The following is a 14,624-nucleotide window of genomic DNA, read 5'->3' as shown; positions in this document are numbered from 1 at the left end:
GTTAGCTCAGAACGGATTGGGCTATTTACGGCGTTCAATGGGCTGGGGGGTGGGGGGGCGATCGCGATCGATGTGGTTCGGCTGCAGAAACACTTCATAAAAGCCCACCATTTGTTTTAGGGTGGGATGGCGCAGGGTTTTGCCAGACATCCCATAGGCAATGGCTAGCCCACAGGCTCCCTTGCCCTTTGCTATCGCCCTAAACCATTCGTCCAGCTCTGCCACCTCCCGTGAACTGAGGGTCTGGCACATCCAGAAATGATTTGCGTTCGTTTGCAGCAGTACAAGGGAGTCAGAGCCACGATCACCATGGGACACAAGCGTCAGATGGTGCACCCCTCCTTCACTAGCAAGCGCCCCTGCTATCGCTAGGGCTTGGGGCTTTGTGGTTTGGATGATGAGGATGGGGTAGCGCTCAACGGTGGCAGGGACTGTCCCGGGCTGATAATAGCTTACTGCTTGGCGCAATTCAGTAAGAGACTCTGGCGTTTCAAACCGAAAGAGCGTGTAGAAGTCTGCTGGAATAGTTTTAATTTCAACAGGTGCTAACTCCTGCTCCTTAGCGGCCATATCCTGCTGCATCTGCTCCAGTAAGTCCGGGTCGGTACTTACTTGCACCTGATAGCTCAGGGCAGAGTGGAGCGGGGAAGAAATGGTTAGGGGCATTTCAATACTTGGATAAGCATTGCGACGGAACTTTTTACCGTGCCGCTGCCAAAACTGGATCAGGGCATCGAGCACCACATAGACCATTTCCGCTTCTTCAGGGGCAAAGAAGTGGCGCACCCCTTCCAGGGGATGAACAACGCCCACATCAAACATGTAATATTGCCCCTTCAGTTGAAAGAAGGCGTGGTCTAGGTCGTCAACGGTATCGGCAACTTCGAAACTAAGCAGGAGACAATCTTGATCTAAAAGGCTGGGGTCGTCGTACTCGTCGTCGTCATCCTCCTCGGCAACAGCCGGTGCCGTCATGGCTCGCTGCCAAAAGTCCCAAAAGGCCTTTTCCCCCCGATAGAGCATGACACCAAACTCGCGGTTCATGCTGTCGCTTTCGCGATTAATAAACAGAGCAACCAATGTGGGCGACTCCCAAGACTCACAGTAGAGTTTTAGGGGTTGCATATTACATAGATGCTGACAAAGATCGAGTTCAGCAAAGGCTTTGACTTTAGGTAGAAAAAGCTCTGCGTATTCTGGTGGCAGGACGTCTTGCTCTTCTGCCTCGTCAATTAACTCTGACTCCATAAAGGCAAAAAATTCCTGTAGCAAAGGAATATCTTTGCTGTACTGCACCTCAATTTCGAGGGGAAGGAGGATACCCCGCAAGAAAAACTGTAGTTCTAAATCGTTAACAATAATTGTCTGCGGTCGGCAGGGGGAATTTTTGGGATGGGGGTGCTCCATTGCCTGCACCAACAGCCGCATCAGTTGTTGCTTGCTAAAGGGGTGCTCCACAACTTCCATGCTGCGAACAGACTGACTGTTGGCATCTAGCCATGCACCGCAGTAGGCTTCGGTATCATCAGCAACAAAGGCACAGACTCCACCAACCCACACCGTTGGGAATTGGGGTAAATTCAGCAGGCGGCGGCAGGTGGCAGCAGGTAAAGTCACAAAAACAGTACACGTAATAACGGGTAGATACTTTTCTACTTTACCGCACTATACGTATAGGCTATGTAGGGGTCGCGCTACCCGTCACTTGCTGTGCGTGCCACTGGCGATTATCTTAGGGGTGACGAGTTAGTAGGTCAGCCACTAGCGATGAAAGCACAGGTGTTCCGAGGGGTGAACCAGCTTAGCTACGAGGAGTTACCCATTCCGGAAATTGCAGCGGATGAGGTGCTGGTACGGGTTAAGGTGGTGGGGTTGTGCCAGTCGGACATTAAAAAGATCCGCTACCCTCTCTACGAGCCACCGCGCATTTTTGGGCACGAAACAGCCGGGGAAATTGCTGCCGTGGGGACAGCGGTAAAGGGCTGGCAGGTGGGCCAGCGGGTTGTGGTGATGCACCACATCCCCTGTATGCACTGTACCTACTGCCTGAATGAAAACTATTCGATGTGCCATGTCTATAAAACGATTACAACAACCGCAGGGTTTATTCCCAGCGGCGGTGGGTTTGCTGAATACGTGAAGGTTCCCGGTCACATTGTGCAGCACGGTGGGCTGATTCCAATTCCTGAGGACATCAGCGATGAGCAAGCTAGTTTTGTGGAGCCGACGAACTGCTGCCTGAAGGCGGTCAAGAAGGCGGGGATTGCCCCCGGTCAAACGGTGCTGATTACCGGCGCCGGACCAATTGGTCTGATGTTTATTATGCTGGTGAATCTGTTTGGGGCACGGGCGATCGCCACCGATTTACTCCCCTCCCGCATTGCTAAAGCCAAAGAAGTGGGTGCTGCTGCTGCCTTTGATGCCCGGGATGCGGATCTCAATGCCAAGATTCAAGCGCTCACCCAAGGATTAGGGGTGGATGTCAGTTTGTTGGCCGTTCCGAGCGAGAGCGCCTTTTTTCAAGCCCTGGAGTGCACCCGCAAGGGGGGCAAAATTCTCTTCTTTGCTGAATTTCCCGATGAAGTGGAGATTCCCCTCAATCCCAATGTTCTTTATCGCCGGGAAATCGATCTCCTCGGCAGCTATAGTTCCTCCTATCGCCTTCAGTCCTTGGCCAGTGACATTATTTTTAATCGTCGTATTGATGTGGATGCCCTCATCAGCGATCGCTATCCCTTGGCAAAGCTGGCTGAGGCCGTCGAGCAGGCCGTCTCCCCCACCGCCGACACCTACAAGATTCTCATCTATCCGGATGCCTAATGCACGCGCTTTCTCTCCCCACGTGGGTTATTCATATTTCCAGTGTCCTTGAGTGGATAGCCGCCATCTGGTTTGTGCAGCAACTCCATCGATACCGCCCCCAAGAAGGCTGGCGATGGTTAGCCTGGGCAATGCTGCCGGCGCTTGTTAGTGCGATGTGTGCCTGTACATGGCATTACTTCGATAATGCCCCTCGTCTGGCATGGCTTGTGGATCTGCAAGCAATTCTCACCTTTGTCGGCAACTGCACCCTGTGTCTTGCAGCCGCATGGCTGTGGTGGCGGGGGCGGCAACGCTATCGTCCTGACAGGATTGATTGAAATTGGCAGTTCTTAAAGACTTCCAGTATGCTGTTATCATGCTTGCCTCACGGAATGATTGGATTGCGTATCACAATTGGCAGCTCTGAGCCGGTACCTAGCGTAGAGCAAGGAGAAACGTTTCCCCGTCAATCCATCCCTGAACGCCGAGACTGAGGACGTGCGGAGGTCGCCATGGACAGTAGTACCCAACTGACTGGTTTGTTTGTTATCACAGTCGTTCTGGGCATTGGTGCGCAAGTCGCTGCCCAGTGGTTACGCCTGCCCAGCATTGTGCTGCTATTGTTGGCTGGAATTCTCTGCGGCCCCAGCGGTTTGGGGTTAGTGCATCCGGACATATTGGGGGACGGCCTAGAGGTACTTGTGCCCCTGTGTGTAGCGCTCATTCTGTTTGAGGGGGGATTAAGTTTAGACCTCAGCCGTGCCGATCAAGATATTACCGGTAGCCTCTGGAAGTTGGTGACTGTAGGGGGCCTAATCACCCTTGTCGCGGGTGCGATGGTGGCTCACTGGATTGGTGATTTTCCGTGGCGCATTGCCTTTTTGTACGCCTCGCTTGTGGTTGTGACCGGGCCCACGGTCGTAGGACCGCTGCTGCGGCAGGTGGGGGTTGAGCACAAGCTGGCGGTAATCCTTGAAGGGGAAGGGGTATTAATTGATCCCATCGGCGCTATTTTGGCGGTGGTGGTGCTGAATGTGGTGCTAGAGCAAGACCTCGGGGTGGCGGCGATCGCCACGGGAGTGGCACAGCGACTGGCCACTGGGGCAGTCATCGGCGGTGTTGGCGGCTGGCTCTTGAGCCGATTTTTGCGCTGGGCGTGGTTTTTAGAGGACGAGCTACGAAATCTGGTGGTGTTGGCGGTACTGTGGGGGCTGGTGTGGCTCTCCCAGGAAATGGTGAGTGAATCGGGACTAATGACTGCTGTTGTCTTTGGGCTGATGCTGCGCTGGTGTGAAGTGCCCGGCGAGCGGCTGTTGCGGCGGTTCAAAGGACAACTCAGTACCCTCTCCATTTCAGTGCTCTTTGTGCTTTTAGCCGCTGATCTGTCCATTGCTAGCTTAAGGGAGCTAGGGGGAGCGGGGATATTAACGGTTCTGTGGTTAATGCTGGTGATTCGCCCCTTGGTGGTAGCGGTGTGTACGTGGGGCAGTGATCTAAGCTGGCAGCAAAAGGCTTTTTTGAGTTGGATTGCCCCGCGGGGGATTGTTGCTGCCTCGGTGGCATCGTTGTTTGCCATTACCCTCACCAATGCTGGGATCAGTGGCGGTGATGCCATCAAAGCTCAAGTGTTCCTGACGATTTTGATGACGGTCTTTGCCCAAGGCTTAACAGCCCGCTGGGTTGCTACCAAGCTCAATGTGCGGGCACAAGGAGCCTCTGGGGTATTGATTGCTGGGTGTACTCCCTTGGGTCGTCTTCTCGCACGACTATTGCGCGATCGCGGTGAAGAAGTGGTGATGATTGACACCGATGCCGAAGCCGTAGAAATTGCCCGCAAAGAACACGTGCCGGTGTACCTTAGCAGTGCCCTTGACTTAAATATTCTGCAGGAGGCGGGGATTACCCAATTGGGAACCTACTTGGCCGTTACCAAAAATACTGAAGTCAATGCTGTTTTAGCGCAGCGAGTCCTCGAAGAATTTCACCCACCCCGGGTCTTAGCTGCCCTGAGTCTTGAGGAGTGCCCCCTCGGCATGAGTGCGGCCTTTACCTCCCAACTCTCGATCAAAGCGTGGAATCAATATATCGCGACTGAGGCAGTACGGATTGGTGAACTGGTGATCGAGGAGGAGCAATCCCATCTGCAACGGGATCACCTTGATGCGCTGATCCGCTCCGGAAAAGTTCTGCCGCTATTGGTGGAGCGTCCCGAGGGGCTGCGCATTGTCCGAGCGAATGAAGAATGGCAGCCCGGCGATCGCCTCATCTATTTGCTGCACAATCCCAAACCCCATACACTACCGCAGGCGCTCATCTCTGGCTGGCCCGTCAATACCCACGTGGAATCTGTATTGGTGCCCAGTGAAACACCATCCCCCCAAGGAACCTGAAGCAGCAATTTCCGTCATAGGGCGTAACCATCTAACCATGGCTATGGTGATTGCCCCAGTGTGGAGACCCTGAGCAGGCTCTGCAGGGGTCAAGCCTTGCAAAATTTTTGCAGAAATTGTTCAACTTTTTGGAGATGTTGCGATGCACAACATAGCACAGCGTGGCATGGCGTTTTTTAGCTGCGGTTTACTCAGTTCAGGGACTCTTGCCACCCTCTTGATGACTCCTGTTCAGGCGCAATCCCGCTTTATAGATACTCAAAATACATGGGCGCAGGCCTGTATTGATCACTTGGCCAGCCGCAATATTATTAGCGGTTACCCCGATGGCACCTTTCGCCCTAATGCCGCCGTGACGCGAGCGGAGTATGCCGCCATGCTGGGGAAAGCTTTTCCCAATGCACCCGTGGTGCGCACCCCCAGTACCTTTAACGATGTTCCCAGTAATTTCTGGGCGTTTAGTGCCATTCAAAATGCAACCCGTACTGGATTTTTGAGCGGCTATCCGGGGAATGTCTTTCAACCCAATCAAAATATTCCCCGAGTACAGGCGGTAGTGGCCTTAGCCAGTGGCCTGCAGTATCCTGCCCCAGCCTCTGTGGAGGCAACCTTGGCTCAATTCAGTGATGCAACGGCGATTCCCGAGTATGGGCGTTCGGGGGTGGCGGCAGCAACCGCTAAACAAGTGGTCGTGAACTATCCCAACGTGCAATTTTTTGCCCCCAATCAACTGGCCACCCGTGCCGACATTGCTGCGTTCCTCTGCCAAGCGACTCGCACAGCCGGTGCTCAAGCCTTAGTGCCCATGCAGTATGTTGCAGGAGCCAGTGCAACCCCCATGGCTCTATCGGCAGGCCAACGAATTCCGGCTCGCTTCCCCGATGCTGAGCGCATTATTGTTACTCCCAAGGAAACTGTGCCGATTCGTCTGGTGGCGGCGGCGGATGTCCGCGATAGCCAAGGTCGAGTAGTGATTCCCAGCGGTAGCGAAATCTATGGCCAAATTCAACCCTCTCAAGGCGGCTCTCGGTTCGTGGCCAATACGGTAGTCATTAATAACCAGCAGATTCCCCTAGCGGCAACCTCAAATGTAGTCAAAAAAATTCGCGATACCCGCGATCCCGATATTGGGAATGTCTTTCGCAATGCGGCGATCGGTGCTGCTGTCGCGGCAGGGATTTCTGGCTTGGCGGGCGATCGCACCATTACTCCCCTAAAAGTGCTAACGGGGGCAACCGCTGGCGCAGCCATTGAAACAAACCAAGGTCGTCCAGCAAGCTCTGTTGTCCGTGACTCCCTCATTGGGGCGGCCTTGGCCACGGGTGCCTCTGCTGTTATTGGCGATCGCCAGATTACCCCAGAAAAAGTCATTACCGGTGCGGCTGCCGGCGCAACCATTGGTGGGGTGATTGATCCTGCGGTTCGTCGTGTTGTGGTTATTGATGCTAATACGGATTTAGGGTTGACCTTAACACAGTCTTTCACTGTGACACCCTAAGACTTAGCGGGGTCTCCACCTGCTCCCTAGTCTGATGGCTCCAAGGGCTCGCTCATAGCTAATTGACAGGCAGCCAAACTTGCCGTGTTATACATCTGCTGTAAACAATTCATTAAGTGAGAGGCCTCACCGGCATTCTCGTGGGGAAGGGGGAGGAGCACCGACAGGACAGCATCCGGTTGCCCTGGGGGCACAAGCACTACCAAATCGGCAGGAAGTGGGGCAGTGTACTGCCAAAACCTAGCATCGGTTTTGGGGGGAGTATAGGTCAGTAGGGGGGGTGGGGGTAGTGGCTGGGACTCTGGAGTTGCGCGGGAGTGCCGCATCTGCCGCAAAATCTCGTCTTTGGTTCTACCTCGCAACTGAAACAGCAAAAAGGGGTCTTCCTTAAAGCGTTGACCCAGCAGGTAATAGACTGCACCAATGTGCTTACAGGGATTGACGGGATCTGGGCAATTGCAGCGGCTGTGGATATCGAACTTGGTGAAGGGGAACAAACTCAACCCCGCTTGGGTAAAGACCTCTTCAATGCTGGGGGGCAACTCTCCGGCTAAGAGTTTTGCGCTGTAGAGAGCTTGCTGAGCCATGCTGTCAATAACGTATTGCCACTGCTCAGCGGTAAAAGCATCGAGGTGTAGTGTCACATGGTAGGGGGCAGGAGCAGTTCCTTGCACTTGGGCATGCACCTGATTGCCTTTGAACTCTAGGGTTAGCACACGTCCTTCGCGCACATAAATCCGCGCCCGCTCCATCCGTCGTCGCCAGCCAAAGGATTCTAGAACACTGATCCAACGCTCACTCCACCACTGTTGGCGATCGGGCGATAACGCTTGAGGGTCAGTGGCCACAACGGCAGCCTCAGTTGGAGTTGAAGGGCTGGTGGTTGCAGGCGCCTGTTGTTGCTGCTTTTGTTTTTCCTTGAGGCTGGCAGCCTTACGGGTAATTCTTAAAATCTGGGGCTGTTTCATAGGAGGGGTGACCTTGCAAACGTTTGCGCAGACTGAAAGAATTGACCGCACGCCATCGGAGCAGGGTTGATCTCGTGCTCCGATCCTAGCCATGAATACCGCGATTCGACAAGACTGATGCTGAGCCGTCTCCTGTTGACCACGTTCACAGTTGGGCGACAAACGCTGCTAGCCGCTCCAACCCCTTTTCTATCGTTTCAATATCCGTCGCATAGGACAGGCGAATATGATCATCCATGCCAAAGGCTTTACCTGGAATAGTGGCTACTTTGGCCTCTTCGAGGAGGCGATCGCAAAACTCCACGGAACTCAGCCCGGTTTTGGCAATGTCCACAAATAGATAAAATGCCCCTTGGGGTTGGACGCAACGCAGTTGGGGAATGCCTGTAATTCCGGCATACATCCGCTGGCGACGCTGGCGAAAGGCTGCTAGCATCTGGGCGACGCAATCTTGGCTGCCTTGGAGAGCGGCGATCGCCCCGTACTGCGCAAACGTGCAGACATTCGAGGTGCTGTGCCCCTGAATTTTTGTCGTGGCTTTAATCAGCTCAGCGGAACCAGCAAGGTACCCCACTCGCCACCCTGTCATGGCGTAGGCCTTCGCAAAACCACTGCTGACAATGGTGTAGCTAAAGGCAGCGTCGCTAACAGCACCAATACTTAAGTGTTCTGCCTCATCGTAGAGAATTTTTTCATAAATTTCATCCGACACCACCCACAACCGATGGCGCACAACGACCTCTGCCAATGCCCGAATTTCCGCTGGGGTATAGACCATACCCGTGGGGTTGCTGGGGGAGTTGAGGACAAACAGGCGGGTTTTGGGGGTGATCGCCGCCTCCAGTTGAGCGGGGGTAATGCGGTAGCCTGTTTCAGCAGTGGTGTGGACAATGACAGGCGTGCCACTCGCCAAATGCACCATTTCTGGATAGCTGACCCAATAGGGTGCTGGAATAATGACCTCATCCCCAGGGTTGATCAGCGCCAGCATTAAGTTAAAAAGGGACTGCTTGCCGCCATTGGTCACAAGAATGTTTTCAGCGGTGTAAGGGAGGTGGTTCTCAGTTCTGAGTTTGTCGGCAATGGCTTGACGTAAGGCGGGTTCGCCTGCTGCTGGCCCATAACGGGTTTTGCCTTGATCCAGAGCCATCTTAGCAGCGTCGCGGATGTGGGCAGGGGTGTCAAAGTCCGGTTCTCCGGCACTAAAGCTACAAACATCTTCCCCTGCGGCTCGCATGGCCTTTGCTTTGGCATCAATCATTAAAGTTACCGACGGCGTGACCCGCATCACCCGCGTTGCCAACTCCATCCTTACGTCTCCCTTCGGCACGGATTTTTCTACCTTATTGTAGTTGCTACCCCAAACGGCGAGGGGCTGGGGTGGCTTTACTCCAAAATTCGACAGCGTGGATCCACTAAACTGGCTTTGTGTGGTTCTCGTGGGAACCAAAATGCTGTGCGCTGACAAATGCCCACTAGCATCAGCATGACGGGCACTTCAATTAAGACCCCCACAACGGTGGCCAGTGCTGCACCAGAGTTCAGCCCAAACAATGTAACAGCGGTTGCGATCGCCACTTCAAAATGATTACTTGCCCCAATCATCGCAGCCGGAGCCGCATCTTCGTAGCAGAGCTTGAGTTTTAGCGCCGCCACATAACCTATCCAGAAAATAAGGTTGGTTTGAATAAACAGCGGTACGGCAATTAAGAAGATATGGAATGGATTATTGACAATCAATTCCCCCTTAAAAGTAAACAGCAACACCAAGGTAATCAGCAGCGCTGAAATAGCCACCGGATCGAGATATTTCAAAAACTGTTTTTCAAACCACTCGGAACCTTTGTGTTTCAAAATCCAGTGACGACTATAAACCCCACACAGCAGCGGTAACCCCACATAAATTAAAACTGACAGCATAATCGTGGCCCAAGGTACCGATAAGTGACTGGCAGACAACAGCAACCGACCCAGCGGTGCATACAAAAACAGCATCGTGAGGGAATTAATGGCCACCATCACCAGTGTTAGTCCTTGGTTTCCAAAGGCGAGGTACCCCCACATCAGCACCATCGCGGTACAGGGGGCAATCCCCAGCAGCACCGCTCCGGCAATATAGGACTGCGTGAGGGAAATCTCCTGTCCGTGAATCAGTTCTGTGCCTGCCAGCCAAGGACTGAAGAGCCACCCTAAAAAGAATTGGGCGATCGCCAACATAGTAAAAGGCTTGATCAACCAGTTCACCACTAAGGTCAGCACCACCGGTTTAGGGGTGCGAAAGGCGCGATCGATTTGGGTAAAATCAATCTTGACCATGATCGGGTACATCATGAAAAACAAACAGATGGCGATGGGAATGGATACTTGGTAAATGCTCATGGTATCCAGAGCCACAGCAACATTTGGAAATAGTCGCCCTAATGCAATGCCTACCAAAATACACAAACATACCCAAAGGGTGAGGTAGCGCTGAAATAGACCTAGCTTCATCAAAAAACCTCCGAGCCCCCACCTTGCATTAGCAGGTAGGATTTTTTGAATACTCTATTGCTACTGAATTGATGTTGATAGTTGAGACACACATCCCACTCTAGCGTAGGCTCAGCGGTGGGTCATTGACCTAATTCCTTGGGGTTGAGCCACGATACGAAAATTTGAAGCACTTAGGAGCCACTTATTGGCGAGGGTTTGGCAGCCTCTGTTGAATCTTCCAGAGGATGGCTGCCAGCCAATTCGTGCAGGTGTGTGCCACAATCGGCAAGAGTAAGTTGTGGGTGGCCACAGCACTATAGGCAAAAAGCCCACCCACAATAGTTGCCCACAGGGCATAGGGCCAGTGTTGTCGGGTTCCGGCGTGAAGAATCCCAAAACAAATAGAGGTGCCAATAATGCCCGCCCAGTTGAGACCTAAACTGGGGAGCAGTACCCCCCGAAACAGGAGTTCTTCGCTCAGGCCGGGCAACAGGCCAATCCATAGAAGATCTGGCCACGCTAAGGGAGTGAGGACAAAGGTGAGATAGGTATCGGAGGCTTGGCGATAGGACGGCCACACGACGTAGAGAAGTCCACTTAGCCCTGTAATGCCACAGCACAACCCCAAGCCAATGCTAAACGCCCATCCGTTCCATTCAAGGGGCAGTAGCCCGCCAGCAAAGGGGGTGTATAGCCAAATGCGAGCCAAGATCAGCCAGAGGATGGCAGTGAGCGCCATGGCCACGAGAATTTGGGTACGGCTGAGGGCAGGCAAATCATCCATGAAAGCCCCTACGATTTCTGGAACTGACCAAACTGGAGGTTATAGACCTCTTCTTCTTTTTCCGAAATAAGTTTGAGATCAGAGCAGGGGCGCGCTACACACAACAGCACATAGCCCTTGTCCCGTAGGTCTGGACTTAAGCCCATGGCATCACCATGATCAACGGTGCCCTCCTGGATTTGAGCAGCACAGGTGGTGCACACCCCAGCATTGCAAGAACTGGGTAAATCAATGCCAGCGGCGGTGGCCGATCGCAAAATAGGCTTATCGGCTGCTGCTGCAAAGTGGTAGGTTTGGCCGTGGTGGGATAGTTCAATGTGGAAGGTTTGGGTCATTGCCAATCGTTAGAGCTTAAGTGTGACATCTCCCTTATTATCTCCATGAACTACCCTACCGCATAGACAGATGGGTAATTCGGCGCAACTAACTCATAGCTCCATTCAGCAATGCCGGCTCTAGGCGCGGCAGTCGTGGATAGTTCCACACAGATTCTTGGCCGGGTCGCGGGGGAATGCGTTCCATGGCGGCACCCTTACGCCTTACTCTGAGGGTGACGCTCCACTAAACCCTGCTCAATCGCTAGGCGCACCAACTCCGCCCGATTGTGCACTGAGGCTTTTTGGAAGAGACTACTGACATGCTTTTCAATGGTACGGGCACTCAAGTGCAGGCGATCGCCAATTTGGGCATTGGACAGCCCCGCTGCCAACAACTCGATTACCTGCTTTTCGCGCTGGGTCATTGCTAAATGCAGCGACTGGGATGACGCTGCCGAGGGTTGCTGCTGACGCTGGCGCCATTCCACCTGCATTTGCACCAACTGAGAACGATCCAGCAAATTGCGTGCGACCGCCGCCAACTCATTCAGATCAAAGGGTTTAGCCAGATACACATCACCGCCAGTACGGTAGGCACGAATCCGCTCCTCCACTTCTGTGCGGGCAGTCAGATAAATAACGGGCAACAGCCGCAGGGACGGGTGCTGCCGCACCTGTCGCACCAGTTCATAACCATTCATGTTGGGCATGGCAATATCGGTGATCAGCAAATGTGGCTGATAGCGATGAATCATTTCTAAGGCTTGGGTACCATCCCCCGCCGTCAAACAGCAGTATCCTAGCGACTCCAAAAATTGGCTAACCGATAGCCGAATACTGGCATCATCATCGGCAATTAAGAGCGTCAGGGACATAGCGGCTAGCTCTCAACTAAACCACAAAACTTTTCGATGCAGCGAAGAAACAATTCCACACCAATACTTAGTACGGTTTCATCGAAGTCAAAGCGCGGATGATGGTGGGGGAAATCTAACCCCAGTGTGCCATTGGCAGAGCCTAAAAAGAAATAGCAGCCCGGTACCGCCTGCAAAAAGAAGGACATATCCTCGGCAGCCATGGTTTGGCAGTGGGGGGTAACGCCGGTGGGCACCTCCATCACTGACTCCGCCACAGAACGTACTAAGTCCGCCATTTTCGGATCATTGACCGTTGGTGGGTACATCCGCTGATAGTCAAATCGATAGCTAGCCCCATGGCTTTGGCAGATACCAGCAATTACCTCTTCAATGCGCTGCGGTAGCCACTCCCCCAACTCCGGCTTGAAGTAGCGCACCGTGCCGCGAAAGGTGGCTGTGTCCGCAATCACATTCTTGGCGGTACCGGCATGAACCGCACCGACAGAAATGACAGCGGTTTCCAGAGGATCAACATTGCGCGAGACAATGGTGTGCAAGGCGGTAATCACCTGGGCAACGACCAGCACTGTATCCACCGTAAATTGCGGCAGGGCAGCGTGTCCGCCCTTGCCATGGATGGTGCACTCGAAAAACTCTGCTGCTGCCATCAGCGGGCCACTGCGCACGCCCACCGTACCCACGGGTAAAAAATTCCACAGGTGGAGGCCAATAATGGCATCCACCTTGGGGGTATCGAGTACCCCAGCCTCAATCATGGGCTTTGCACCGCCGGGGCCTTCCTCCGCAGGCTGAAAAATAATTTTAACCGTACCGGCAAAATCGCGGTGGCTAGCAAGGTATTTTGCAGTACCGAGGGCGATCGCTGTGTGCCCATCATGGCCGCAGGCGTGCATTTTGCCCTCATGGAGTGAGCGATAGGGCGTTTCATTTTCTTCCTGCACCGGCAGGGCATCCATATCGGCACGAATTGCCAGTACAGGTCCTGGACGCAGCCCCGGAATCACCGCCACAATCCCCGTTTGCGCAATACCGCAACGGTGTTGAATTCCCCATGCCTGCAACTTGCTGTGGATAAAATCTGCCGTCAAATGCTCTTGAAACCCCAGTTCCGGGCGTTGGTGGAGATACCGTCGCCATGTCACTAATTCTGGTTGTAGTGCCGCCACATCCGGTCGAAGGTGGCAGGTTAGCTGGGGAAGGTGGAAGGCCATGGCGAAAATGTTTAGAACTTGTTAAGCGTTACTTTCTAGGATAAACGATGGTCTTTACTGCTGCTAGGAAGAGGGCTGGCTGTTGACAGCCTTGCTGCTAGGGAGCTTGTGACGCACCTCCGACTGCGCAAATGGACGTACTCTGAGTCTTAGGACAGTGCTTGAGTGTTATCTCTGAGCTTCTTTTGCTGTCTAGGAAACAAGGTTCTCCCGTTAGTACGGTGATAACTTTTACTAATTAGAGAAGTAAGCTAACAACCTTTCTGGAAAATTGTTGAAATTTACAAAGCCATACGCTTGTCGTTTAATCAACTTAGTACGATTATTGATTCCCTCCATTGCTCCACTCGTAGTGAGGTTTCTAAAGTAGTTGCTAATTCCATCTAAATGGTTCCCAATAATTGTGATTAATTAATTGTAAACTGCTCGTGCTTGATTTAGCTATTCTTCTTGAATCCGACGCTTCCCTACTTTTCCGTAAGAACCTTATTTTTTTGCTTCTAAAATAACTCAAAATAAACTAAGTTGTAAATAATTCATCAAATTTTCTATTGCAAATGTCACTAAATTTGAAAGAGGATATATTGATGATTGATTATCATGATCTATTTGCCTAGCAATAAAAACTCGATCAAAAAATTTTAATATGCCGCGCTGTTGAGGATTATTGATTTCATTATAGAAATTAGTTGTAGCAAAACAGATAATGGGTACTTTTGAAGACGAATATGAAATACCGTATCTTTCGCGTAGCTCTGGACTGTATAACGCAATATCGATTAGAAGTTTCCATTTGTAAGTTTGAGCAGCTCTTTCTCTTAAAGAAGTTTTAAGCGATATGAGAATGTAGTCTTGATAGTTATCTTCTGAATAAATCACAATATCCATATCTGGCTTTTGGAACTCATCTTGAATTTTTATCCTAGTTAATTTATCAAAGTCAGGAATTACAGACACTTGAGATGTTATATAAATTTTATTGGGTATATTTTCATGCACCTTGTTAATCAAAAAGATATAGATTATTGATTTAGAGAACGCATTTCCAACAATACTTCTTCTGGCTTGATCTTTATTTTTGATTATGTTTTTATCAAGTCGGTTATCTAGCAATTTTTCGACATCAGATCTTGAATCTTTTAGAATCTCATAAAGATAATCAAAAACATTTAGCCAATTTAATTTTATATTTGAGTTACTTTTTATCTGACTATTTATTCTTTTTATAATGGGCTTCATGTAATAAGTAGATGAAATTTCAGTTAATACTTTACGTTCTCGACTATTAAGATTAATCATGGAAT

At 51.7% G+C, this 14,624-nt stretch carries 13 protein-coding genes and 1 pseudogene; 4 read left to right on the top strand and 10 right to left on the bottom strand.

From position 1 onward, the window contains the following. Positions 1-21 precede the first annotated feature (21 nt). Positions 22-1,617 carry a DUF6930 domain-containing protein gene (locus tag BRW62_RS04775; protein WP_099798499.1) on the bottom strand — a complete coding sequence of 532 codons (1,596 nt, stop codon included), beginning with the start codon at positions 1,615-1,617 and terminating at the stop codon, positions 22-24. 150 nt (positions 1,618-1,767) lie between these two features. On the opposite strand from BRW62_RS04775, the gene BRW62_RS04770 reads away from it, so the two are divergent. From BRW62_RS04770 to BRW62_RS04755, 4 genes are all read left to right on the top strand, one after another. Next, positions 1,768-2,820, top strand: a complete 1,053-nt coding sequence (locus tag BRW62_RS04770) for a zinc-dependent dehydrogenase (protein ID WP_099798498.1) — start codon at positions 1,768-1,770, stop codon at positions 2,818-2,820. Continuing rightward, positions 2,820-3,140 (top strand): DUF2499 domain-containing protein, encoded by a 321-nt coding sequence (locus BRW62_RS04765; RefSeq protein WP_099798497.1) that lies wholly within the window; start codon positions 2,820-2,822, stop codon positions 3,138-3,140. Before BRW62_RS04770 ends, BRW62_RS04765 begins: the two co-directional genes overlap by 1 nt. A 174-nt stretch (positions 3,141-3,314) precedes the next feature. Beyond that, on the top strand, positions 3,315-5,192 hold the full coding sequence (locus BRW62_RS04760) for a cation:proton antiporter (protein ID WP_099798496.1): 1,878 nt from the start codon (positions 3,315-3,317) through the stop codon (positions 5,190-5,192). Between the two features lie 142 nt (positions 5,193-5,334). Beyond that, positions 5,335-6,690, top strand: a complete 1,356-nt coding sequence (locus tag BRW62_RS04755; RefSeq protein WP_099798495.1) for an S-layer homology domain-containing protein — start codon at positions 5,335-5,337, stop codon at positions 6,688-6,690. A gap of 26 nt (positions 6,691-6,716) precedes the next feature. Here BRW62_RS04755 and BRW62_RS04750 read toward each other — a convergent pair whose 3' ends face one another. From BRW62_RS04750 to BRW62_RS04705, 9 genes and pseudogenes are all read right to left on the bottom strand, one after another. After that, positions 6,717-7,658 carry an SWIM zinc finger family protein gene (locus BRW62_RS04750; protein ID WP_099798494.1) on the bottom strand — a complete coding sequence of 314 codons (942 nt, stop codon included), beginning with the start codon at positions 7,656-7,658 and terminating at the stop codon, positions 6,717-6,719. A 145-nt stretch (positions 7,659-7,803) separates the two neighbouring features. Further along, positions 7,804-8,967, bottom strand: coding sequence for a pyridoxal phosphate-dependent aminotransferase (locus BRW62_RS04745; RefSeq protein WP_099798493.1), 1,164 nt, complete (start codon positions 8,965-8,967; stop codon positions 7,804-7,806). A 77-nt stretch (positions 8,968-9,044) separates the two neighbouring features. Beyond that, complete coding sequence (arsB, locus tag BRW62_RS04740) at positions 9,045-10,148, bottom strand: ACR3 family arsenite efflux transporter (protein WP_099798492.1); 1,104 nt, start codon at positions 10,146-10,148, stop codon at positions 9,045-9,047. Positions 10,149-10,332: 184 nt separating this feature from the next. Then, positions 10,333-10,914 carry a CPBP family intramembrane glutamic endopeptidase gene (locus tag BRW62_RS04735; protein WP_099798491.1) on the bottom strand — a complete coding sequence of 194 codons (582 nt, stop codon included), beginning with the start codon at positions 10,912-10,914 and terminating at the stop codon, positions 10,333-10,335. An 8-nt stretch (positions 10,915-10,922) separates the two neighbouring features. Next, entirely contained in the window at positions 10,923-11,249 is a 327-nt protein-coding gene (locus BRW62_RS04730; protein ID WP_099798490.1) for a 2Fe-2S iron-sulfur cluster-binding protein, read from the bottom strand. A gap of 197 nt (positions 11,250-11,446) precedes the next feature. Continuing rightward, complete coding sequence (locus BRW62_RS04720) at positions 11,447-12,106, bottom strand: response regulator transcription factor (protein WP_099798489.1); 660 nt, start codon at positions 12,104-12,106, stop codon at positions 11,447-11,449. A gap of 5 nt (positions 12,107-12,111) precedes the next feature. After that, positions 12,112-13,320, bottom strand: a complete 1,209-nt coding sequence (locus BRW62_RS04715; RefSeq protein WP_099798488.1) for a M20 metallopeptidase family protein — start codon at positions 13,318-13,320, stop codon at positions 12,112-12,114. 234 nt (positions 13,321-13,554) lie between these two features. Continuing rightward, positions 13,555-13,719: pseudogene (locus BRW62_RS04710) on the bottom strand (transposase); the annotation flags it as partial. A gap of 111 nt (positions 13,720-13,830) precedes the next feature. Next, a complete protein-coding gene (locus tag BRW62_RS04705; protein WP_099798487.1) occupies positions 13,831-14,619 on the bottom strand; it encodes a BsaWI family type II restriction enzyme in 789 nt (262 codons plus the stop codon). Positions 14,620-14,624: the final 5 nt, after the last annotated feature.

Origin of the sequence: Thermostichus lividus PCC 6715 (genome assembly GCF_002754935.1) — a bacterium.
Taxonomy (GTDB): domain Bacteria; phylum Cyanobacteriota; class Cyanobacteriia; order Thermosynechococcales; family Thermosynechococcaceae; genus Thermosynechococcus; species Thermosynechococcus lividus.
This window is presented reverse-complemented; position numbering and strand designations above follow the sequence as displayed.